Here is a 21,198-nt window from a genome sequence, read left to right as displayed (position 1 = left end):
GCAGGGCGCTCCCAGGCGTATTCACTCCGGGATGGCGTTACGCATCCGTTCCGGGGTCCAGTACTTACTCAAATCCGGCACCGTCTTCCTCGCCTTGTGGACAGTCACCCCATCACCGGAAGAGCCCTCGCTGCCGCCCAGCTGGAAACCTGTGGTGACCGCCACCGCTCCCGCCGTGAGCCCGACCGCCATCCACACCAAGCCCTTGCGCCGGTTGCCTGTCGACGCACGCTCGCCGGCATGCCGTGCGGAACGTTTTGGCCCTTGCAGCATATTGGGCACTGAAAACCTCCGGGATCGCGGAACGACATGACGCAACCACCGTACTGCTCAAGGGACTTGAGTGACGCCCAGCGCAATGACATGAACCACCACCCCAGGCCCGGCCGGCTCGGCGACACCCTGACCGCGTCGGGGGCGGTTGCGCCACACCCGCACCACCACGCACCAGGAGGTGACCTCCTCCAGCGTCGCCCACACCGTCCGCTCTTCGTCACCGGGCTCGGGATCCACAGCGACCGCCGTCACGGCCGGACAAGTGCCGTACGGGGCCGGGAACGACCAGTGAACTCGCCCATCCCCGCCGGTCGTCAGGACGGAGCCCACGGGTCCGTTGGACGCCGCCGCGGGACCCGGACCGTAGGGGGGCGGGTCCTGCTCGCGAGGCGCACTGCTGGTCCATGTCCGGTGCCCTCACCTGGGATCATGCATGCATGCAAGCTCTTCCGGGGTGCATGCATGCGCGCTGGTCTCGCCATCATGTGGAGTGTGGACACACAGCCCGCGCCACCTACCGGCTCGCCGCCGGCAAGGGCGGCACGACCCAGGAGTTCGGCAACCTGATCTCGCGCCTGGCCGCCGAGGCGGGCTATGACATGACCCCCGGAGCAGGCGGCAGGAGGGCGTGGGCGGCCCCGCGTAACCCCATTCGAGGCCGGGAAGCGGTAGTCATCGCTGTGCCTTCTTGGAGAGAGTCCTCGGCGTGACTGACAACTCGCTGCTCGTCGCCGGGCCTCGTCGCCGTCGAACCGCTCGGTCTGCCACTTCCCGTTACCGCCCCCCAGACGTCAGCGGACGCGGTGGCTGGCGACCACCCCGTCCGTATACGACATGGGCTTCACGTATATCATACCGGGCAGATTAGGGCACCGCGGGCCAGGCCTGCGCCAGGTCGGGAAAAAAGAAACGGCCCCTCAAGGCCGTTTTACCAGGTCAGACACGGTGTGCGAGGTGGTGCCCGGAACCGGACTTGAACCGGTACGCCCGCGAGGGGCAGCGAGGTTTAAGCTCGCCGTGTCTGCATTCCACCATCCGGGCAGGCCATGGGCTCCGCTTTCGAGGCTCCGACCCTATCGGGACCCCTCCACCTAACAGCGGGCGGGCGGACCGATGTTGTCTTATTTTATTGACGTCTGAGGGAGCATCAGACCATGGAACAGGCCATCCGCACTTGCCAGTAGCGTTACGTGCGCTGGGCTCGCGCGTACACGGAATGACGGAATTTCACCGTAAGAACGAGGGGGCTCCACCTGTTCTCGACCGCCCTCTCCAGGCGGCTCGAGCGGTTGCCGCGTAGTGCGCGTCTCGCCCTCCGGTCCACCCCCGGCCGTCATCCCCAGGTATGACACGGCGCCGTCCGGTCCGACCGCAGTCGCCCCCAGGAACCGGAACAGCGGCTGACTACACGGCCCGGTGCGGCCGGGACGATGGAAACCGACCAAGAAACCTCCGGGATCCCCGGTCGTCCCGTCCCCACGCACGCCGTCGTCCTACAGGAGCGCCCTTCCGTGACCACCACACCCACCGTCGACCGAGCCACCGCCGTGGCCGCGCGCGCCACGGAGCTGTCGAAGATCTACGGGCAGGGCGAGACCCAGGTGGTCGCCCTCGACCGGGTCTCCGTCGACTTCCGGCAGGCCGAGTTCACCGCGATCATGGGCCCGTCCGGGTCCGGCAAGTCCACGCTGATGCACTGCGTGGCCGGCCTCGACACCTTCTCCTCCGGTTCCGTGCGGATCGGCGAGACCGAGCTGGGCTCCCTGAAGGACAAGCAGCTCACCAAGTTGCGCCGGGACAAGATCGGGTTCATCTTCCAGGCGTTCAACCTGCTGCCGACCCTGACCGCCCTGGAGAACATCACCCTCCCGATGGACATCGCCGGGCGGAAGCCGGACAAGCAGTGGCTGGACGACGTCATCAGGATGGTGGGGCTCTCCGACCGGCTCAGCCACCGGCCCTCGCAGCTTTCCGGCGGTCAGCAGCAGCGCGTCGCCGTCGCCCGTGCGCTCGCTTCCCGGCCCGACATCATCTTCGGCGACGAGCCGACCGGAAACCTCGACTCGCGCTCCGGCGCCGAGGTGCTGGGCTTCCTGCGCAACTCCGTACGGGAGCTGGGCCAGACGGTGGTGATGGTGACCCACGACCCGGTCGCCGCGGCGTACGCGGACCGGGTGGTGTTCCTCGCGGACGGCCGGATCGTGGACGAGATGTACCGTCCGACGGCGGAGACGGTGCTCGACTTCATGCGGCAATTTCCTGGGGGCGGCAACACCAGCGGCTCCGGCGCGCGACCCCAGACCCCCGAGTTCGACGCGAAGGGCCGCACCAGCTGATGTTCCGCACCGCCTTGCGCAACGTACTCGCGCACAAGGCCCGGCTCCTCATGACCGTGCTCGCCGTGATGCTCGGCGTCGCGTTCGTGTCGGGGACCCTGGTCTTCACCAACACCATCTCGGACGCCTTCCAGAAGAGCTCGGCCAAGGGCTTCGACCACGTCGACGTCGCCGTGCAGCCCAAGTACCAGGACTCCGAGGGCGACAAGCTCGGCAGGACTCCCGAGCTCACCCGGGCGATGCTCGACAAGAGCGCCGATGTGCCGGGTGCCGCCTCCGCCATCGGCGTCGTCCAGGGCTTCACCGCGATCGCCGACAAGGACGGCAAGCTGATCGGCGGCGGCTTCCGTTCCGAGGCCGCCAACTACTGGGACGCCAAAGACCCCCGCTACCCGCTCACGGACGGCACCGCGCCGCACGGCAGGGACCAGGTCGCGATCGACGCCGAGACCGCGAAGCGGGCCGGCTACAAGGTCGGCGACACCGTGCGCATCTCGGTCGACGGCCCGGTGCTGACCCCGACCGTCAGCGGCGTCTTCACCACCGACGACGGCAATGTCGCGGCCGGCGGCAGCCTCGCCCTCTTCGACACGGCGACCGCGCAGCAGCTGTTCGGCAAGCCGGGCACGTACGACGAGATCGACGTGGCGGCGAGGCCCGGCACCAGCCAGTCCGCGCTGCGCGCGCAGCTGGACCGGGCGCTGCCCGAGGGCCTCACGGAGACCACCACCGGTAAGAAACTCGCCGACGACCAGGCCGAGATGATCGCCTCGTCGATGAGCTCCATGAAGCAGGGCCTGCTGGTCTTCGCCGGCATCGCGCTCTTCGTCGGCACGTTCATCATCGCCAACACATTCACCATGCTGGTCGCCCAGCGCACCAAGGAGCTGGCGCTGCTGCGCGCGGTGGGCGCCTCCCGCCGGCAGGTCACCCGGTCCGTGCTGATCGAGGCGTTCGTGGTGGGTCTGATCGCCGCCGTGACCGGTCTGGTCGCCGGTGCCGGCATCGGCGCCGGGCTGCGTTCCCTGATCGGCTCGTTCGGCGCGACCGTCCCCGACGGGCCGCTGGTCATCACGCCCGGCACGGTGCTCGCGGCCCTCGCCGTCGGCATCCTCGTCACGATGCTCGCCGCCTGGCTGCCGGGCCGCCGCGCCGCGAAGATCCCGCCGGTCGCCGCGATGAGCAGCCTGCACGCCAAGGCGACCACGAAGTCCCTGGTGCTGCGCAACACGCTCGGCGCCCTCTTCTCGGCGGCCGGCATCGCGGTCGTCCTGGCTGCCACGACGATGAACAGCTCCGACGGCCAGGGCCCCATGGGTCTTGGCGCGGTCCTGCTGATCATCGGCGTCTTCATCCTGACCCCGCTGCTGTCCCGTCCGCTGATCGCCGCGGCGGCCCCGGTCCTGCGCGCCTTCGGCGTCTCGGGCAAGCTGGCCCGGCAGAACTCGGTCCGCAACCCGCGCCGCACGGCCGCCACGGCCTCCGCGCTGATGATCGGCCTGACGCTGATCACCGGCATGACGGTGCTGGCGGGCAGCCTCCAGCACTCGATCGACCGGATGGCGTCGGCCGCGATCAAGGCCGACTACGTGGTCTCGATGGCGAACGGCAACGAGCTCTCCCCGGACGTCGGCAGGACGCTCGAGGAGACCGCCGGGGTCACCGCGAGCAGCCCGCTGCGCAACGCGCCCGCGCGCATCGACCGCGAGACGGAGTACCTGACCGGCGTCGACGGCGGCACCATCGGGAAGCTGACCGACCTCACGGTTGACGACGGCTCCTTCAAGGTCGGCGGCACCCAGGTGGTCGTGGACGAGGACACCGCCACGTCCCATGGCTGGCGGGTCGGTTCGGACTTCACCGCCGGCTACGAGGACGGCAGGAAGGAGCGGCTGACGGTCGCCGGGGTCTACGAGGGCAACGAGATGATCCGCGGGATCATGCTCGACAACGCCACCCTGTCCCCGCACCAGACCGACCCGGCCGACATGCAGATCATGGTGAAGACGGCCGACGGCGCCTCCGCCGCCACCAAGGACAAGCTGGAGAAGGCCCTCGGCTCCAACCCGGCCGTCAGGGTCCAGAGCAAGAAGGACATCTCCAACGAGATCGCGCGCAGCTTCACGCTGGTGCTGAACATGCTCTACGGCCTGCTCGCCATGGCCGTGATCGTCGCGGTCCTCGGAGTCATCAACACCCTGGCCATGTCGGTCTTCGAGCGTTCCCAGGAGATCGGCATGCTCCGCGCGATCGGCCTGGACCGCAAGAGCGTCAAGCGGATGGTCCGCCTGGAGTCCCTGGTGATCTCCCTGTTCGGCGGCGTGCTCGGCGTCGGCCTGGGCGTGTTCTTCGGCTGGGCGGCCGGTCAGCTGCTCGGCACGAAGATGCCGACGTACGAACTGGTCCTGCCCTGGACCCGGATGGGGATCTTCCTCCTGCTGGCCGCCGCGGTCGGTGTCCTCGCGGCGCTGTGGCCGGCCCGCCGCGCGGCCCGGCTGAACATGCTCGCGGCGATCAAGTCCGAGTAGCCGTACGGCACGAGGGCCCCGCTCCGGCACCGGAGCGGGGCCCTTCCGCGTCCCGCGGGTCAGGTCCAGGTGCGGGCGCGCAGCGGCATCCCGGAGGCGCCGGAGACCGGCGTCCGTACCGCGACCACCTGGTTGACGCCGATCCGGTTGCGCTCGAAGGCCAGCGCCGAGGCCGCCATGTACAGGCGCCAGACGCGGGCCCGGCCGGGGCTGGTGAGCCGTACCGCCCGGTCCCAGTCGGCCTCCAGACGGGCGACCCAGCGGCGCAGGGTGAGGGCGTAGTGCTCGCGCAGCGCCTCCACGTCCCGCACCTCGAAACCGGCGCGTTCGAGCTGGGTGACGGTGGTGCCGATCGGGGCGAGTTCGCCGTCCGGGAAGACGTAGGCGTCGATGAACTCGTCCACGCTGTACGCCGACTCGTCCTGCTGCGGGCGGCGGGCGATCTGGTGGTTGAGCAGCCGTCCGCCGGGCTTCAGCAGGCCGTACAGATCGGTGGCGTACTCCAGATACCGTTCCGCGCCGACATGTTCGGCCATGCCGATGGAGGAGATGGCGTCGTACGGCCCGTCGGTCACGTCCCGGTAGTCCTGGACGCGGATCTCCACCTTGTCCGTCAGACCCTCCTCCGCGACGCGCTTGCGGGCGTACGCTGCCTGCTCCTGGGAGAGGGTGACGCCGACGACGTTCACGCCGTGCTCGCGGGCCGCGTGGATCGCCATCGAGCCCCAGCCGCAGCCGACGTCCAGGAGCCGTTGGCCGGGGGTCAGGGCGAGCTTGCGGCAGACGAGTTCGAGCTTGTCGCGCTGGGCGGACTCCAGGGTGCCGCCGTCCTCCCAGTAGGCGCAGGAGTACACCATGGACGGGCCGAGGACGATCTCGTAGAAGTCGTTGCCCACGTCGTAGTGGTGGCTGATGGCCTGCTTGTCGCTGCGGCGGGTGTGCAGATGGCGGTGCCTGCGGACCTCTTCGCGCGGCGGGGCCGGCGGGATCGGGGGACCGGCGAGCTTCAGCAGTCCGCGGACGGCCGCGCGGACGTCGGGATCGCGCAGTGCCTGGGCGAGGGTACGGGCATCCTCGCCGCGCTCCCAGATGAGCCCGGCGAGCTGCTCGAGTGCGGTGTAGAGGTCGCCGTCGACGTCCAGGTCCCCGGCGACCCAGGCCCGGGCCAGGCCCAACTCGCCCGGCTTCCACAGCAGACGGCGCAGGGCGCGCCGGTGGCGCACGATCAGGACGGGACCGCCCGGCGGCCCCGCCTGCGAGCCGTCCCAGGCGCGGATGCGCACCGGGAGCGGCGATCCCAGCAACTGTTCGAAGAGGTTCTTCAGCCGCAGCGCGGCGTCGGCCATGGCGCACACCTCCGTGACGAGGAATCCGGATCTCAGGTGCTTACGTAAACACTTGGACGGCTTCAACACAGTCCCGCAAAGGAGTTACGACTGGGCAAAATAGATGTACAAGCCACTGATAAGACCGTGGCGGGAATGCCGAAGGACCTCCCGCACCACGGATGGCGGGAGGTCCTTCGGTTCGTTCAGCGACCCGAGAGGGTCAGGAGGCCTTGGCCTTCGCACCGGCCTTGTCGGCCGAGCTCGCGGCGGCGACCGGCGCCGGCTTGGCCGCCTCGTAGAACTCCTCGCGGGGGTTCTCCATGGCGCCCAGCGACACGACCTCGCGCTTGAGGAACATGGCAAGCGTCCAGTCGGCGAAGATGCGGATCTTGCGGTTCCAGGTCGGCATGGCCATACCGTGGTAGCCACGGTGCATGTACCAGGCCAGGCGCCCCTTGACCTTGATCTTCATCTTGCCCATGACGATCATCGCGACGCCCTTGTGCAGGCCGAGACCGGCCACCGCACCCTTGTTGGCGTGCTCGTACTCCTTCTGCGGGAAGCCCCGCATACCGGAGATCACGTTGTCGCCGAGCACCTTGGCCTGGCGCAGCGCGTGCTGGGCGTTCGGCGGGCACCAGGCGTTCTCGTTGCCCGCCTTGCGGCCGACGAGGTCCGGCACCTGCGCGTTGTCGCCGGCGGCCCAGATGTAGTCCGTGCCCTGCACCTGGAGCGTGGCGGCGGTGTCCACGTGGCCGCGCGGGCCGAGCGGGAGACCGAAGCGGGCGAGGGCCGGGTTCGGCTTGACGCCGGCCGTCCACACGATCGTGTTGGAGTCGACCTCGAGGCCGTTCTTGAGCACCACGTGGCCGTCGACGCAGGAGTCCATGGAGGTGGACAGGTAGATCTCGACGCCGCGGCTCTCGAGGTGCTCCTTGCCGTACTGGCCGAGCTTGGGGCCGACCTCGGGGAGGATCTTGTCGGCGGCGTCGACGAGGATGAAGCGCATGTCCTCGCGGGACACGTTGTTGTAGTACTTCGCCGCGTCCCGGGCCATGTCCTCGACCTCACCGATGGTCTCCGCACCCGCGAAGCCACCGCCGATGAAGACGAACGTGAGCGCCTTGCGGCGGATCTCCGGGTCGGTCGTGGAGTCGGCCTTGTCCAGCTGCTCGAGGACGTGGTTGCGCAGGCCGATGGACTCCTCGATGCCCTTCATGCCGATGCCCTGCTCGGCGAGGCCGGGGATCGGGAAGGTGCGGGAGACCGCGCCGAGCGCGATCACCAGGTAGTCGAAAGGCAGCTCGTACGCCTCGCCGACCAGCGGGGCGATCGTGGCGACCTTGCGGTCCTGGTCGATGGTCGTGACCCGGCCGGTGAGGACCTCCGCCTTCGGCAGCACGCGTCGCAGCGGGACGACGACGTGGCGAGGGGAGATGCTGCCGGCGGCGGCTTCGGGGAGGAAGGGCTGGTAGGTCATGTACGAGCGGGGGTCGACGACCGTGACGGTCGCCTCGCCGTAGCGCATCTTCTTGAGGATGCGCCGAGCCGCGTACAGGCCTACGTACCCACCGCCTACTACGAGGATCCTGGGACGCTCCGTGGTGCTCATGCCATCGAGTATCCACCTGCCCCCAGGGGGTCGCTCGTGCGCCCCTTCACAAGGTCCGACAGGCCCTGTGTTAAACTGCGCGACCCGTATAACTCAGATCATGACGGGGCACGGGAACCGGCGTCCGGTTACCACCGTTGTCAATGCCGCGTGAGCTGCTCTCTCCGGCCGGGCGGACCCTCCGTGAGAGCCGATCGTCGCCCGCGCGACACCCTCCCGAAACACCCCCGCAATGCTCCCCTGAGCGTGTTCCACGAGCCGTTGAGCCCCCGAACGGGGTAACGAAGGCCGTTCGGCCCCTTCCCGGGGCGGAATTCCTTGTGAAGAACTTCACGAACTTTCTCGCCGGGGTGCCTCGCAGCGGCGTGTCACGACCCCCGGACCCCGCTCATCAGCACTCCTGCCTGCTCACAGGAGAGCCGTCGACCCTCTTCCGGGGGCGCTGGAGCCGCCCTCCGAGACCGGTCAGGCGACCGACCACGCGATGCCGTCGAGGATCGCTCGCGAACGCGACTCCCCGAGCCGGGCCACGTGTACACGAGAATGCGTACACTAATCTCATGACTGAGAACACCGTGACCGTACGGGAAGCCCGCGCGCACCTCGCCGACCACATCAACCGGGCCGAGGAAGGCGTTCCGACCGTCATCACGCGCAACGGCGCTCCGGTGGCAGCAGTAGTCCCGATCGCGGACTTCGAAGCGCTGGAGGAAGCGGCCGACGTCATGCTGGCGCGCGAAGCCGAAGCAGTCCTGGCCGAGGGCGGTCCCACGGTGACGATGGCGGAACTGCTGGCAGACCTGTTCACCGAGCAGGACGGCGAGGTGGCGTGAAGTACGCCTTCCGATTCACCACGGCGGCGCAGCGGCAACTCCGGGCCATCAGTCGGCCCGACGCCATGCGCATCCTGACCGCGCTGACCGCGCTCGGTGACGACCCGTACCGCGAGGACGCCGACGTCAAGAAGCTCACCGGCCCGTCCGGGCTCTACCGGCTCCGGGTCGGAAGCTACAGGGTCGCCTACCAGGTCAACGACGGTGAACTCGTCATCCTCGTCGTCAAGGTGGGCGACCGGCGGGACGTGTACCGCAACCTGTAGGCGGTCAGGCCAAAGACCATCCGATCCCGTCGAGGATGTCGTGCTCGCTCACGACGACCTCCTCGGCCCCGATCCGTTCCATGATCGCGAGCAGGACGAGGGCGCCCGCGCCGATGACGTCGACGCGCCCCGGGTGCATCGAGGGGATCGCCGCGCGCTCCGCGTGCGTGGAGTGCAGCAGCCACTCGGTGATCTCGCGGACCCGGTCGCGGGAGACCCGGGAGTGATGGATGCGGGCCGAGTCGTACTCGGGCAGCTCCTGTGCGATCGCGGACACGGTCGTCACGGACCCGGCGAGGCCCACCAGCGTGTGCGCCTCGCGCAGCGGCACCGTCCGCTCGGCGAGGTCCAGGGCGGCCTCGATGTCGGCCCGCATGGCGGCGATCTGGTCAGGGGTCGGCGGGTCGCTCACGCCCGCCTCGCTCAGCAGGTGCCGCTCCGTCATCCGCACGCAGCCGACGTCGACGGAGCGCGCCGCGCCCACGTGCTCGGTGCCGACGACGAACTCGGTCGAGCCGCCGCCGATGTCCACCACCAGGTAGGGCTTGGTGAGGTCGTCCCGGCCCTTAAGTTCCTTCGTCGCGCCGGTGAAGGAGAACTCCGCCTCCTGGTCGCCGGAGATGACCTCGGGTTCGACGCCCAGGATGTCGAGGACGCCCCGGACGAACTCGTCCCGGTTCTCCGCGTCCCGGGAGGCCGATGTCGCCACGAACCGGAGCCGCTCGGCCCCGTGCTCCTTGATGACCGCCGCGTACTCACGGCACGCGGCGAAGGTCCGCTCCAGCGCCTCGGGGGCGAGCCGGCCGGTCCGGTCGACGCCCTGGCCGAGCCGCACGATCGTCATGCGCCGGTCCAGGTCGACGAGTTCGCCCGTCTCGGGGTTCGCGTCGGCGACGAGCAGCCGGATCGAGTTCGTACCGCAGTCGATGGCGGCGACACGGGTCACTGGCCGGCCTCCTCGGCGTGCTCGGCGTCCTTCGGGACCGTCACGCAGGCCCCCTTCAGCCACCACTCCGGCAGCATCGCGAGGGCCTCGTCGCCCAGCGGGTTCACGCCCGGGCCGGCCGCCAGCGAGTGGGCGACCAGGACGTGCAGGCACTTCACGCGGTCCGGCATGCCGCCCGCGCTCGGGAAGCCCGTCAGCTCCTCGATCTCGTCCCGGCGCCGGATGTAGTCCTCGTGCGCGGCGCGGTAGGCGTCGGCCAGCTCCGGGTCCTGCTGCAGCCGCTCCGTCATCTCCTTCATCACCCCGTTGGCCTCGAGCGTGCCGATGGCCGAGGCGGCCTTCGGGCACGTCAGGTAGTACAACGTGGGGAAGGGGGTGCCGTCGGGCAGGCGGGGCGCCGTCTCCACGACGTCCGGCTGCCCGCAGGGGCACCGGTGCGCGATGGCCCTCAGCCCGCGCGGCGGACGCCCGAGCTGCTGTTTGAAGGCCTCGACGTCCGCGTCGGTGGGCTCGGTGCGCGGGGTGGGCGGCGGGGGGGTTTCCATGCCTGTCTTTCTGTGCCTGTTTTCTTGTCGGTCGTTCACTGGTCGGAGGCGTCGGACTTGTCGACGCCGTCCCAGACGTTCGCGTACCAGGGCCGGTGGGCGGCGACCAGGTCGGCGTGCGCCTGCTTGGCGGCGCCCGGGTCGACCACCACGTACCCGGTCTCCCCCGGCATCACATAGTGCAGCCGCAGCCGGATCTGCTGCTCGGCGTACGCGTCGTCCTGCCAGCGCGCCTTGAGGTCGCGCAGCTGCTCGACGCGCTCTTGCGCCTCCTTCTGCTGCCGCTCCAGATCGGAGATCTCGGCGCGCTGCGAGACGTACTGCCGCATCGGGTAGGCGAGCGCCACCACCATGGTGCACACGACGAGCGCGAGCAGGGCGGCCCGGCCCGTGAGCCGGGAGCGGCGGGCCTGACGGCGGGTCTGGGAACGGTAGACCCGGGCCGCCGTCTGCTCACCCAGCAGCCGCAGCCTGGTCGCGGTGGAGAACCGGTCCCGGTCCTTCGCGGCCATGTTCCCCGCCTCCCGTTGCACACGCGCGTACGTCCCCGGACACGGTACGGGACCGGGTCCGGGGACGTACGTACGACTGGCTAAGCCTTGCATCAGGTTGGGTCAGCCCTTGCCGTGCCCGTGGTCCGCGGAGCGGACGTGCGGAAAGGCGCTGATCAGCCCTTGAAGCGCGGGAAGGCGCTGCGGCCGGCGTAGACCGCGGCGTCGTCCAGGATCTCCTCGATGCGCAGGAGCTGGTTGTACTTGGCGACGCGCTCGGAGCGGGCCGGGGCGCCGGTCTTGATCTGGCCGCAGTTGGTGGCGACGGCCAGGTCGGCGATCGTGACGTCCTCGGTCTCACCGGAGCGGTGCGACATCATGCACTTGAAGCCGTTGCGCTGGGCCAGCTCGACGGCGTCCAGGGTCTCGGTCAGCGAGCCGATCTGGTTGACCTTGACGAGCAGGGCGTTGGCGGTGCCCTCCTCGATGCCGCGGGCGAGGCGCTCCGGGTTGGTGACGAACAGGTCGTCGCCGACGATCTGGACCTTGTCGCCGAGGCGGTCGGTGAGGACCTTCCAGCCCGCCCAGTCGTCCTCGAACAGCGGGTCCTCGATGGAGACGAGCGGGTAGGCCGCGACGAGCTCCTCGTAGTACTCCGTCATCTCGGCGGCGGAGCGCTCCTTGCCCTCGAAGAGGTACTTGCCGTCCTTGTAGAACTCGGAGGCGGCGACGTCGAGCGCGAGGGCGATCTGCTCGCCGGGGGCGTAACCGGCTTCCTTGACGGCCTCGAGGATGAGGTCGAGCGCCTCGCGGTTGGAGCCGAGGTTCGGGGCGAAGCCGCCCTCGTCGCCGAGGCCGGTGGCCAGGCCCTTGTTCTTCAGCACCTTCTTGAGGGTGTGGTAGACCTCGGCGCCCCAGCGCAGCGCCTCGGAGAAGGACTCCGCGCCGATCGGGGCGATCATGAACTCCTGGATGTCCACGTTGGAGTCGGCGTGCGAGCCGCCGTTCAGGATGTTCATCATCGGCACCGGCAGCAGGTGCGCGTTCGGGCCGCCCAGGTAGCGGAAGAGCGGGAGGTCGCTGGCCTCGGAGGCGGCGTGGGCGACGGCGAGCGAGACACCGAGGATGGCGTTGGCGCCGAGGGAGCCCTTGTTGTCGGTGGCGTCCAGGTCGAACATGGCCTGGTCGATCAGGCGCTGCTCGGTGGCGTCGTAGCCGACCAGCTCCGGGCCGATCTGCTCGATCACGGCGAGGACGGCCTTCTCGACGCCCTTGCCCTGGTAACGGTTCGGGTCACCGTCGCGGAGCTCGATGGCCTCGAAGGCGCCGGTGGAGGCGCCGGAGGGTACGGCGGCACGACCCGTGCTGCCGTCGTCGAGGCCAACCTCGACCTCGACCGTGGGGTTGCCTCGGGAGTCCAGGATTTCCCGGGCTACGACGACGTCGATGGACGGCACGAGCATCTCCTTCTTGGGATGTGACGCTGGATGTGCGGGGCACGGTGGGCCTTGGTGAGCCCTGGCTGAGCCTTGCGACTAGAGCCTAGCCGCACCGGAGCCATCGGCCAGCCGACCGACCGGCCTGTGGACAAGGTCTGACGGTACACATTGTTTCAGGACGGAACAAAGGGTGGACCGAAAACGGACTGGACTGCCGGCGGTCCGGCCCACGGACATGGAAAACCCCGCCCCGGTGCGTACGGGGGGAAGACGCACCGGGGCGGGGAGCCCGTGGGGACGGGGGCGGTCCCTCACCTACCCGTCGCTCTGGAGCGACACGGCAGTGAGGGTGCTGTGGTTCGGCTGGCGGCGGCTGTCACTTCAGGTGCAGCTGCTGGCCGGGGTAGATGAGGTCCGCGTCCTCGACGATGTCCTTGTTGAGGTCGAACAGCTTCTTCCAGCCACCTTTGACCTTGTGCTTCTCGGCGATGGTGCTGAGGGTGTCACCCTTGACCACCTTGTACTCGCCGTCGCCCTTCTTGACCTTCTTGCCGGTCGGGGTGGTGACGGTCTTGCTCGCGGCCGGGCGGTCGGCGGAGCGGGACGCGGCCTGCTGCTCGGTGGAGCGCGTCGTGGTGGTCGTGGTGGTCTTGGGTGCGGCCGGGGCGCTGCCACCGCTGTACGGCGTGCTGGACAGGCCCGTGCCGCAAACCGGCCAGGCGCCCTTGCCCTGGGCGGCGAGGACCTTCTCGGCGATCTCGATCTGCTGCGCCTTGGTGGCCTGGTTGGCCTGCGCGGCGTACTGGGTACCGCCGTACGCGGCCCAGGTGGAGGCGGAGAACTGCAGACCGCCGTAGTAGCCGTTGCCCGTGTTGATGGACCAGTTGCCGCCGGACTCGCACTGGGCGACCGCGTCCCACTGGGAGGCGGTGGCGGCGGAGGCGTTGCCGGCCGCCATCAGCGGAGCGGCGACGGCGACACCGGCGACGCCGGCGAGCGCGATGGCCCGGGTGGCCTTGGACGGACGACGGTGCGTGCCCTTGCCGGAGAACAGCATGGATCGATCCCCTCACCGACGCCTGCGAGGTGAGCTGTCGGGTTCGGGCCGGTTGAGTTGCCCGGCCACACCTCCCGTGGGAGGCATGGCTTAACCCCAAGCCGCTCCGGTCAACTGCCCGGCGCGGCACTTACCTTGGGTCCCCCGCTCCTGCCTACGGCGCTTGACGCGACGACTGTTCCCGTACGGCCGCTGGCAGGATTCGGCGTTGCGGCAGCCGGGGCTCGTGGTGACGAGCGGTCATGACCGTAGACACGCCATCCGCGGAATTTCAAAGACGATCAGGGCTTCTGAGACTCATCCCACACTTTCACCAAACCGGACATTAAGCGCGAAGTGGGATGTCAACTCCCGCTACTTTCCGCCCGTTTCGGCGTCGACTTCCAGGGTCTGACCGGGAGCGATGTGATTCGGGTCGGACCCGACGGCGTCCCTGTTGTCTGCGTAGAGCGCATGCCATCCGCCGTCCACCTCAAGGGAGTCGGCGATGGAGGCGAGAGTGTCGCCGGAGCGGACGGTGTAGGCGTGCCGGCCGGAGGAGGCGGCACTCTGGCTCTTTGTCCCGTTTTCGTCCGCACTGCCACCCCGGTGCCGGCCGCCACCGAGGGACCCGGTGTCGACCAGACTCCAAGAACCCGCACCCTGGGTCGAGTTGGCCGAGTCGTCGGCCTCGGACGGCAACGTGGGCGAACCGTCGGACTCCTGGGGATCACCCGGGGTGAAGGATTCCGACTTGTCGGACTCGGGGGAATCCGAGGGATCGACGGAGGCACCCTTCCCGCTCTCGTCCGCATCCGTCGAGGGCGTGGACGGCGACGGGCTCTGCGCGGGCTCGGAGGGGCGGTGCGAGGAACCCCTCGACGAGGATGAGTCGGACGAACCGCGCCAACCCCCCGAAGACTTCGAAGAGTCGGACAAACCAGAAGAATGGGATGAGTTACCCCGGTCGGACGAGCCATCCCCCGAGACACCGGTGTCGATGTCGACCGAACCCGACTTCGCGCTCAGCCCGGACAGCAGCGCGCAGGTGGCCCAGGGGGCGGTGCCCCGGTGGGTCAGGATCTTCTCGGCGACGGCTATCTGCTGCGAACGGCTGGCCTGGTCGGGACTGGAGGCGTACTCGAGGCCGCCGTACTTCTCCCAGAAGTCCTGGGTGATCTGCAGACCGCCGTAGTACCCGGTGCCGTTGTCGGCGCTCCACGAGCCACCGCTCTCGCACTCGGCCACCTTGTCCCAGGTGGTGCCGCCGGCCGCGCTCGCGCCGGTTGCGCCCAGGAGCGGGATGGCGATGGCGGAGCCGGTCACTCCGGCCGCGACGAGGAGAGCCGGACCCTGACGGGGGCGACGGTGACGACCGTTCCCGGAGAGCATGCGGTTGCCTTTCGTGCGACAGCATTGACCGGCGTGACGGTTGAGGCGACGCGCCACGCCGACGAGTGAAGGTATCGAGCGATCATCACTTGTCACAAGTTAATGCCGCGTGGATCACATGAAGATCACGGGCGGTGAGGGGGCGTCACCTTGCGCACCGCCCGTACGGCCGCGGCGAGTTCGGCCGGTCACCGCCGCCCATTACCGGACGGGCGTGAACTCCACGGGCAAAGTGCGCAGTCCACGCATGATGAGCCCGCCACGCCAACGCAGATCGGCCGATTCCACCGCAAGTCGCAGATCCGGCAGCCGGGTGAGGAGGGTCGCGAGCGCGGTCTGGCCCTCGAGGCGGGCGAGGGGCGCACCGAGGCAGTAGTGGATGCCGTGCCCGTACCCGAGGTGCTGATTGTCACGTCGGCCGAGATCGAGGACGTCGGGGTCGGCGAACCGCTCCGGGTCACGGTCCGCCGCCGCGAGGACGACGAGGACGGGGTCGCCCGGGGCGATGTCCTGCCCACCGATGCTCAGCGGCTCGGTGGCGAACCGCCAGGTCGCCAGCTCCACCGGGCCGTCGTAGCGCAGGAGTTCCTCGATGCCCGTCTCCAGCAGGCCCCGTTCGCCGGCGGCGAGGGACCGCTGGAGGCGCTCGCGCTGCTCAGGATGGGTGAGGAGCGCGAACGTGCCGTTGCCGATGAGGTTGACCGTCGTCTCGAACCCGGCGAACAGCAGGATGAACGCCATCGCGGCGGCCTCGTTCTCGGTGAGGTGCTCACCGTGGTCGGAGGCGCGGATGAGCCCGGAGATGAGGTCCTCGCCGGGGACGGGCTCGGCCGTCAGGCTCTCCCTCTTCTTGTGGATCAGCTCGGCGAGGTAGCCGCGCATCTTCTTCACCGACCGCGCGACCCCGCCGCGCGGGCCTCCCCCGTGCCGGATCATCATCCCCGCCCAGTCCCGGAAGTCGTCCTGGTCCTCGCGCGGGACGCCCAGCAGGTCACAGATCGCGTAGATGGGGAGCGGGAAGGCGAACTCGTGGATGAGGTCGGCGGAGCCGCGGGCGGCGAACTGGTCGATGAGCCGGTCCGTCAGCTCCTGCACGCGCCCGGCGAACTCGGCGACCCGGCGCGGCGTGAACGCCTTGCTCACCAGCCGGCGCAGCCTGGTGTGGTCCGGCGGGTCGATGTTGAGCAGATGGGTCATCAGCTCGGCCTTGCGCTCACCCGGAATGCCCGTCTTCCCCTTGGCGTGCTCGGGCTCGTCGTGATGCGCCGGATTCTTGGACAGCCGGGGGTCGGCGAGCGCCTGCCTGGCATCGCCGTACCGCGTGACCAGCCAGGCCTCCACCCCGCTGGGCAGCTCGGTCCGCCGCACGGGGGCGTGCTCGCGCAGCCAGGCGTAGGCGGGGTAGGGGTCCGCGGCGAACTCCCAGGTGAAGAGGTCCGGGGCGGGGGTGGGACTCGGGGGGTGGGGCTGGTTGGTCACTGGTCGACGGTAGCCGGTGGGGCCGGAAGGCGGCCGGTGGGGCGGGCAGGGGCCTGGCCGGTGCTCTCGGGCAGTACGCCGGTCCTAGGCGTCCACCCCCTCCGCCGCTCGCAGGGCGTCCCGGTACGCCCGTGCCGCCGCGCGCAGAGCCGCCTCCGGGTCGATTCCGTCGGCCTCCGCGCGAGCCGCCAGCGCCAGCAGCTCGTACCCGACGCCCTCCCCGCGCGGGAGCGGCACGTCGAGGCCGGCCGTACGCGCCCGGGAGGCGAGCTTCGCGGCGAGGGCCAGGCCCGGCTGGCCGAGGGGGACGCCGTCGGTCACCGACTCGCGCTGCTTCTCCTCGGCCTTGGTGCGCAGCCAGTGGGCCTTGACGTCCTCCGGTGTCTCGGCGGTCTCGTCACCGAAGACATGTGGGTGGCGGTGGATCAGCTTGGTGACGATGCCGCCGGCCACGTCGTCGACGGAGAAGGGCGCCTCGGGGTCCTCCTCGGCGATGCGGGAGTGGAAGACGACCTGGAGAAGGACATCGCCCAGCTCCTCCCGCAGCTCCTCGCGGTCGCCGGCCTCGATCGCCTCGACCAGTTCGTACGCCTCCTCGATGCCGTACTTCGCCAGGCCCTCGTGGGTCTGCCGCGACGACCAGGGGCACTCGGCACGGATGCGGTCCATGACCTGGACGAGGTCGAGGAGGCGGGCGCCGGGCAGGTCGTAGGAGGCGGGGAGCAGCTCCAGCTCGGGCATCCGGACGCGGCCGGAACCGGCCAGGCGGGCGAGGCCGTCGGTGAGCGAAGGTTCGCCCTCGCCGGTCGCCACGACGACCACCGTGCGCCCGCCGGCGCATGCGTCGACCAGCTCCTGGGCGGTGGGCGAGGCCTCGTCGACGGTTATCCCAGCCTCGCGCAGATACGGCAGCTGCGGATGGGCGCCGTCGGCACACAGCACGCGGTCGGCGCCGCGCAGGGCCTGCCAGGCGGGCCAGGACAGCAGGCCGGGGGCGACGCGATGACTGGTGGTGAGCAGAACGACCCGGCCCGGGGCGGCGGCCGGGCCCGGTTCCTGAGCGGTGCCTTCGAGGCTGGTGATGTCCACGCATCGAACGTAACGCACGCCGCGGACACCACCGCGAGTTGTCCACAGGCACGGCCCGGACACGGGCGCGGCCGTGAGCGCGGAGGGCCGGCCCGTGCCGACCGGCCCGTGCGGAAGTCCCGCGCCCGCCCGCTACGCCGTCTGCTGCGTCCCGCTCGCCGTGACCTCCCGTACCCACGGCGTCTTCGCGTCCACACGGCTGCTCTTCTGGACGTCCCAGGCGCCGTAGCGGGGGTTGAGGTCCACGTTCAGTTCCTCGGACGCGGTGGACAGCGCCTTCCAGAAGGCCGGCTCGGTGGTGTCGGTACCCAGGGTCTGCGCGAGCTTCTGGGCCTCGATCTGGAGGCGGAGATTGTCGTCGAGCCGCTCGGGCGCGACGCCGTACTTCTGCAGCCAGGCCGTCTCCAGCCCCTTGGCGCCCCCGGCCTGCTGCTCCAGGCCGGTGCGCATCTGCTGGATCTCCTTGCGGGTGACGGTGATGCCCTGGTCCTGGGCGGCCCGGTGCAGCACCCGGTCGAGGACCATGCTGTGCAGGGTGTCGCGGGTGAGGCTGCTGGTGGAGGCGAGGACCTGCTGGTACTGGCTCTCGTCCGGCACCGCGGCCCGCTGTGCCGCGCGCACCTCCTGCACCCTGCTCTCCAGCTGGGCGACGGAGATCCGCTGACCGCCGACGACGGCTGCCGCGCCGGGGTGCGCCTCGTTTCCGCAGGCGGCGAGCAGAGGTGCCGCGGCGGCGATCGCGGCGGAGAGGAGGAGCGCGGTGCGACGACGGCGGTGCAAGGGAACCTCCCGTGGAGATTGTGCGGCAGTGCACAAAGTCTTGCGATGATCGATGGTAGGCAGTGGGCAGGCTCCGGCCAACCCATTCGACCAACGATTCACGCCGTCTTCGGGCACCACCGCACCCCCGGGAGGGGGCGTCAGCCCGTAATGGCGACCGGCGCGTCCCAGGCGTCGCGGTCCACGGTGATCGTGTAACCGCCGCGCGACTCCTTGCTGTTGACGATGTACTGGTGTCCGCGGCTGTGACCGGTGAACTGGGTGGAGCCCCACGGCCAGTCCGTCGTCGTGGTGTTCTGCTTGTCGTACAGCGCGTACCAGAGGTTCCCCGGCAGGTCCGTCTTGTCGGTCGCGGTGGCGATCGCCTTGGCGCTGGAGCTGGTGAAACCGTAGAAGCCGGCGCGGTACGTCTTGGCGCGCAGCGTCTTCGTGAAGGAGCGCACATACGTCAGCACGGCGCCGTTGCACGACTTGTTCGTGATGTCGTACGCCTCCATGTCGAGGTAGATCGCGCTGCCGGCCTTCATGCCGAGCGCGGACGCCTTGGCCACCGCGTCCGCGCCGTCGGTCGTGCCCAGCGAGGAGGCGGTCGAGGCGGTGAGCTTCTCCGGGTTGGAACCGCTCTGGCAGGGCGGCTGTGCGCCGACGTAGATCGGGATGAGCTTCCAGCCGACCGCGCTGACGGACTTGACCCAGGACGCGGTGAGGTTCGGCTGGCCGCAGCCGCGGTTCTTGCCGCCGACGTAGACGGCGGCGGCGCCGTAGAGGCCGCCCTTCCAGGCCTTCATCGCGGACAGCGAGGGTGCGGTGCAGGTGTCGAAGGCGCGGCCGGTGAAGGTCTTCTGGGCGGGCCAGGTGGTGGCGGCCATGGAGGTCTGTGCCGCGATACCGCCACCCGCGACGATCGCCGCGCCGGCCACCGCCCACGTGATGTATCTGCGCTTCTTCGACTGCCGGTGACCGGCCATGGAACCCCACCCCTGGTTGTGCGTTGCGTCGTGCGGGCGTTGCGCTGGCGCGCGCCGGCTGACAGAAAGAACCGCAACCTATCCGAAGCCGATCCCGCGTTCGGGAAACTCAACCCCCTGAAGATCACAAGTTTCGCTCAGGGAAGGGCAAAATCCCGTGGCCGGGCCTGTGCCTAGTGCTGTGGCCGGGAAGGTTTGCCGGGAAGCTACCGGCGTCCGGTGCGGTGCATCGCAAGGCGGAGCGTCACCCGCGTACTGGATGTACTCGGGTGAGGCGACAACGCCGCGAGGTGCCGTGCCGGGCGTCGCGAGCCGGTGAACCCTTCCGGTCACAGCACTAGCCGCGCACCTGCCCCAGCCACTGCAGCGTCCGCCGGATCTCCGTCGCCAGCGGGTGGGCTGGACCCTGCACGCGCTCCACGTCGTGCAGCAGCCGCACGAGCGTGTCGTGCGCGGCGGGCCGGTCGCCCAGGGCGAGCAGCAGGTGTCCGATGCGGCGCCGCACGTCGTGGGCGAGGGCCGGATCGCCGGACACGTACTGGTTCTCGTAGTACGGCAGCAGCGCACGGTACTCCGCGAGCGCCGCCGCCGGTTCGCCGAGCTGTTCCAGGCACTGGGCGGCGTCGTGGCGGAAGCGCAGGGACTGCGGATCGGCGGGGCCGGCCTCGGTGGCGCGTTCGTCGGCGAGACGGCGCAGTTCGGGCAGCGCGCGCCGGTACTGGCCGTCGTCCATGAGTGTGGCCGCGTACTGCTTGCGCAGGGTACGCACCACCGGGGAGTGCTCCCCGTGCTGTTCGGCGGCGGCGGGCAGGATCGCGCCCAGGATGTCGACGGCCTGGGTGATACGGCCCTCGCCGAGGAGCCGCTTGACCTCGTCGACGGCGGCGGCGACATCCGGTTGGTCGGGAACGGCCGCCACGGGGGCGGGCCGGGGCGCGGGCGTGCGCGCACGGTCCGGCCAGGGGGCGTGCGGGCGCAGGAAGGGGCGCGTGGGGTCGAGAGGCGCCCCGCTGGGCGTCCCGCGCGCGGGCAGGAGCAGCGCCAGGTGCTCGTACACCTCCTGCGCGGACGCCGGGCGGTGCTGCGGGTCCTTGGCGAGCAGGCGCAGAACGAGCGCTTCCAGCGACTCCGGGACCTCGGGGCGGATCCGGCGCACGGGCAACGGCGGCTCGTACAGGTGCCGGTGCAGCACGCCGAGCGCCGTGGAGCCGGCGAACGGGACGTCCCCGCTGAGCAGTTCGTGCAGCAGCACACCGAGCGCGTACAGATCGGTGTACGGCCCGACAGCACCGCCCATCGCCTGCTCAGGCGCCATGTAGGCGGGCGAACCGATCGGGGAGCCGGTGTGCGTGAGGCGCGTCGTGTCGGTGTCCATCACGGAGGCCACGCCGAGGTCGAGGACGGTGACCGTGCCGTCCTGCTTCACCATCACGTTGCGCGGCTTGAGGTCGCGGTGGACGATCGGCACGGCGTGCACGGCGCTCAGCACGGCGCACAGCTGCGCTGCGACCGCGACCGCCCACTGCCACGGGTACGGGTCGTGCTCGGCGAGGTGGTCGGAGAGGTCCGCGCCGTCGACGTACTGCATGACGAGGAACAGCTCCTCGCCCTCGCTGCCCGCGTCGTGCACCGTGACCAGCCCGGGGTGGTCGACCTGCGCGGTCACCCGGCACTCGCGCACGAACCGGCGGCGCAGCTCGTCCGCCTCCTGCCCGGCGACCTTGTCGGGGCGCAGCAGCTTCACCGCCACGCGCCGGTCGAGCCGCTGGTCGTACGCCGTCCAGACCTGGCCCATGCCGCCCTGCCCGATGAGCGTGGACAGTTCGTAACGGGCGGCGACGACGCGTCCCTGCG

18 protein-coding genes, 1 tRNA gene and 1 riboswitch are annotated in these 21,198 nt (G+C 70.1%); of the genes, 4 read left to right on the top strand and 15 right to left on the bottom strand.

Going from position 1 to position 21,198, the window contains the following annotated elements; genetic code table 11:
- Positions 1-21: 21 nt before the first annotated feature.
- The gene (locus tag IEZ19_RS19410) at positions 22-282 is read right to left on the bottom strand and encodes a hypothetical protein (RefSeq protein WP_189312482.1); all 261 of its coding nucleotides are present in this window, start codon (positions 280-282) and stop codon (positions 22-24) included.
- Positions 283-1,231: 949 nt separating this feature from the next.
- Positions 1,232-1,317: transfer RNA gene (locus tag IEZ19_RS19405), tRNA-Leu, on the bottom strand.
- 470 nt (positions 1,318-1,787) lie between these two features.
- On the opposite strand from IEZ19_RS19405, the gene IEZ19_RS19400 reads away from it, so the two are divergent.
- Together IEZ19_RS19400 and IEZ19_RS19395 are read left to right on the top strand one after the other, a co-directional pair.
- A complete protein-coding gene (locus IEZ19_RS19400) occupies positions 1,788-2,612 on the top strand; it encodes an ABC transporter ATP-binding protein (protein WP_189312481.1) in 825 nt (274 codons plus the stop codon).
- Positions 2,612-5,140 carry an ABC transporter permease gene (locus IEZ19_RS19395; protein WP_189312480.1) on the top strand — a complete coding sequence of 843 codons (2,529 nt, stop codon included), beginning with the start codon at positions 2,612-2,614 and terminating at the stop codon, positions 5,138-5,140. The genes IEZ19_RS19400 and IEZ19_RS19395 overlap by 1 nt, the downstream gene beginning before the upstream one ends.
- A gap of 59 nt (positions 5,141-5,199) precedes the next feature.
- Here the strand turns inward: IEZ19_RS19395 and IEZ19_RS19390 are convergent, their stop codons facing one another.
- Together IEZ19_RS19390 and IEZ19_RS19385 are read right to left on the bottom strand one after the other, a co-directional pair.
- Complete coding sequence (locus IEZ19_RS19390; protein ID WP_189312479.1) at positions 5,200-6,486, bottom strand: class I SAM-dependent methyltransferase; 1,287 nt, start codon at positions 6,484-6,486, stop codon at positions 5,200-5,202.
- A gap of 202 nt (positions 6,487-6,688) precedes the next feature.
- Positions 6,689-8,080 carry an NAD(P)/FAD-dependent oxidoreductase gene (locus IEZ19_RS19385; RefSeq protein ID WP_189312478.1) on the bottom strand — a complete coding sequence of 464 codons (1,392 nt, stop codon included), beginning with the start codon at positions 8,078-8,080 and terminating at the stop codon, positions 6,689-6,691.
- A gap of 560 nt (positions 8,081-8,640) precedes the next feature.
- Here IEZ19_RS19385 and IEZ19_RS19380 point away from each other — a divergent pair.
- On the top strand, positions 8,641-8,913 hold the full coding sequence (locus tag IEZ19_RS19380; protein WP_189312477.1) for a type II toxin-antitoxin system Phd/YefM family antitoxin: 273 nt from the start codon (positions 8,641-8,643) through the stop codon (positions 8,911-8,913).
- Positions 8,910-9,179, top strand: coding sequence for a type II toxin-antitoxin system RelE family toxin (locus IEZ19_RS19375; protein WP_189312476.1), 270 nt, complete (start codon positions 8,910-8,912; stop codon positions 9,177-9,179). The genes IEZ19_RS19380 and IEZ19_RS19375 overlap by 4 nt, the downstream gene beginning before the upstream one ends.
- Before the next feature lie 4 nt (positions 9,180-9,183).
- Here IEZ19_RS19375 and IEZ19_RS19370 read toward each other — a convergent pair whose 3' ends face one another.
- From IEZ19_RS19370 to IEZ19_RS19320, 11 genes are all read right to left on the bottom strand, one after another.
- Positions 9,184-10,125 carry a Ppx/GppA phosphatase family protein gene (locus tag IEZ19_RS19370; RefSeq protein ID WP_189312475.1) on the bottom strand — a complete coding sequence of 314 codons (942 nt, stop codon included), beginning with the start codon at positions 10,123-10,125 and terminating at the stop codon, positions 9,184-9,186.
- Positions 10,122-10,670: a DUF501 domain-containing protein gene (locus tag IEZ19_RS19365; protein ID WP_189312474.1), complete on the bottom strand. Its 549-nt coding sequence runs from the start codon at positions 10,668-10,670 to the stop codon at positions 10,122-10,124. Before IEZ19_RS19365 ends, IEZ19_RS19370 begins: the two co-directional genes overlap by 4 nt.
- Before the next feature lie 35 nt (positions 10,671-10,705).
- Positions 10,706-11,182, bottom strand: a complete 477-nt coding sequence (locus tag IEZ19_RS19360) for an FtsB family cell division protein (RefSeq protein WP_189312473.1) — start codon at positions 11,180-11,182, stop codon at positions 10,706-10,708.
- Between the two features lie 155 nt (positions 11,183-11,337).
- On the bottom strand, positions 11,338-12,618 hold the full coding sequence (gene eno, locus IEZ19_RS19355) for a phosphopyruvate hydratase (RefSeq protein ID WP_189312472.1): 1,281 nt from the start codon (positions 12,616-12,618) through the stop codon (positions 11,338-11,340).
- 358 nt (positions 12,619-12,976) lie between these two features.
- Positions 12,977-13,657, bottom strand: coding sequence for a transglycosylase family protein (locus tag IEZ19_RS19350; protein WP_189312471.1), 681 nt, complete (start codon positions 13,655-13,657; stop codon positions 12,977-12,979).
- A gap of 4 nt (positions 13,658-13,661) precedes the next feature.
- Positions 13,662-13,829: riboswitch (cyclic di-AMP (ydaO/yuaA leader) on the bottom strand.
- A 182-nt stretch (positions 13,830-14,011) separates the two neighbouring features.
- Positions 14,012-15,028 (bottom strand): LysM peptidoglycan-binding domain-containing protein, encoded by a 1,017-nt coding sequence (locus IEZ19_RS19345; protein WP_189312470.1) that lies wholly within the window; start codon positions 15,026-15,028, stop codon positions 14,012-14,014.
- Positions 15,029-15,229: 201 nt separating this feature from the next.
- Complete coding sequence (locus IEZ19_RS19340) at positions 15,230-16,507, bottom strand: cytochrome P450 family protein (protein WP_189312469.1); 1,278 nt, start codon at positions 16,505-16,507, stop codon at positions 15,230-15,232.
- Between the two features lie 84 nt (positions 16,508-16,591).
- Positions 16,592-17,596: a nucleoside triphosphate pyrophosphohydrolase gene (locus tag IEZ19_RS19335; RefSeq protein WP_229840475.1), complete on the bottom strand. Its 1,005-nt coding sequence runs from the start codon at positions 17,594-17,596 to the stop codon at positions 16,592-16,594.
- 132 nt (positions 17,597-17,728) lie between these two features.
- Positions 17,729-18,376, bottom strand: coding sequence for a SurA N-terminal domain-containing protein (locus tag IEZ19_RS19330; RefSeq protein ID WP_189312467.1), 648 nt, complete (start codon positions 18,374-18,376; stop codon positions 17,729-17,731).
- 140 nt (positions 18,377-18,516) lie between these two features.
- On the bottom strand, positions 18,517-19,344 hold the full coding sequence (locus IEZ19_RS19325) for a glycoside hydrolase domain-containing protein (protein ID WP_189312466.1): 828 nt from the start codon (positions 19,342-19,344) through the stop codon (positions 18,517-18,519).
- Between the two features lie 337 nt (positions 19,345-19,681).
- The gene (locus tag IEZ19_RS19320) at positions 19,682-21,166 is read right to left on the bottom strand and encodes a serine/threonine-protein kinase (protein WP_268248647.1); all 1,485 of its coding nucleotides are present in this window, start codon (positions 21,164-21,166) and stop codon (positions 19,682-19,684) included.
- Positions 21,167-21,198: the final 32 nt, after the last annotated feature.

It is taken from the genome of Streptomyces brasiliensis, from assembly GCF_014647875.1.
Classification (GTDB): domain Bacteria; phylum Actinomycetota; class Actinomycetes; order Streptomycetales; family Streptomycetaceae; genus Streptomyces; species Streptomyces brasiliensis.
The sequence above is the reverse complement of the archived record's forward strand: the minus strand, read 5'-3'. Positions and strand labels throughout refer to the sequence as shown.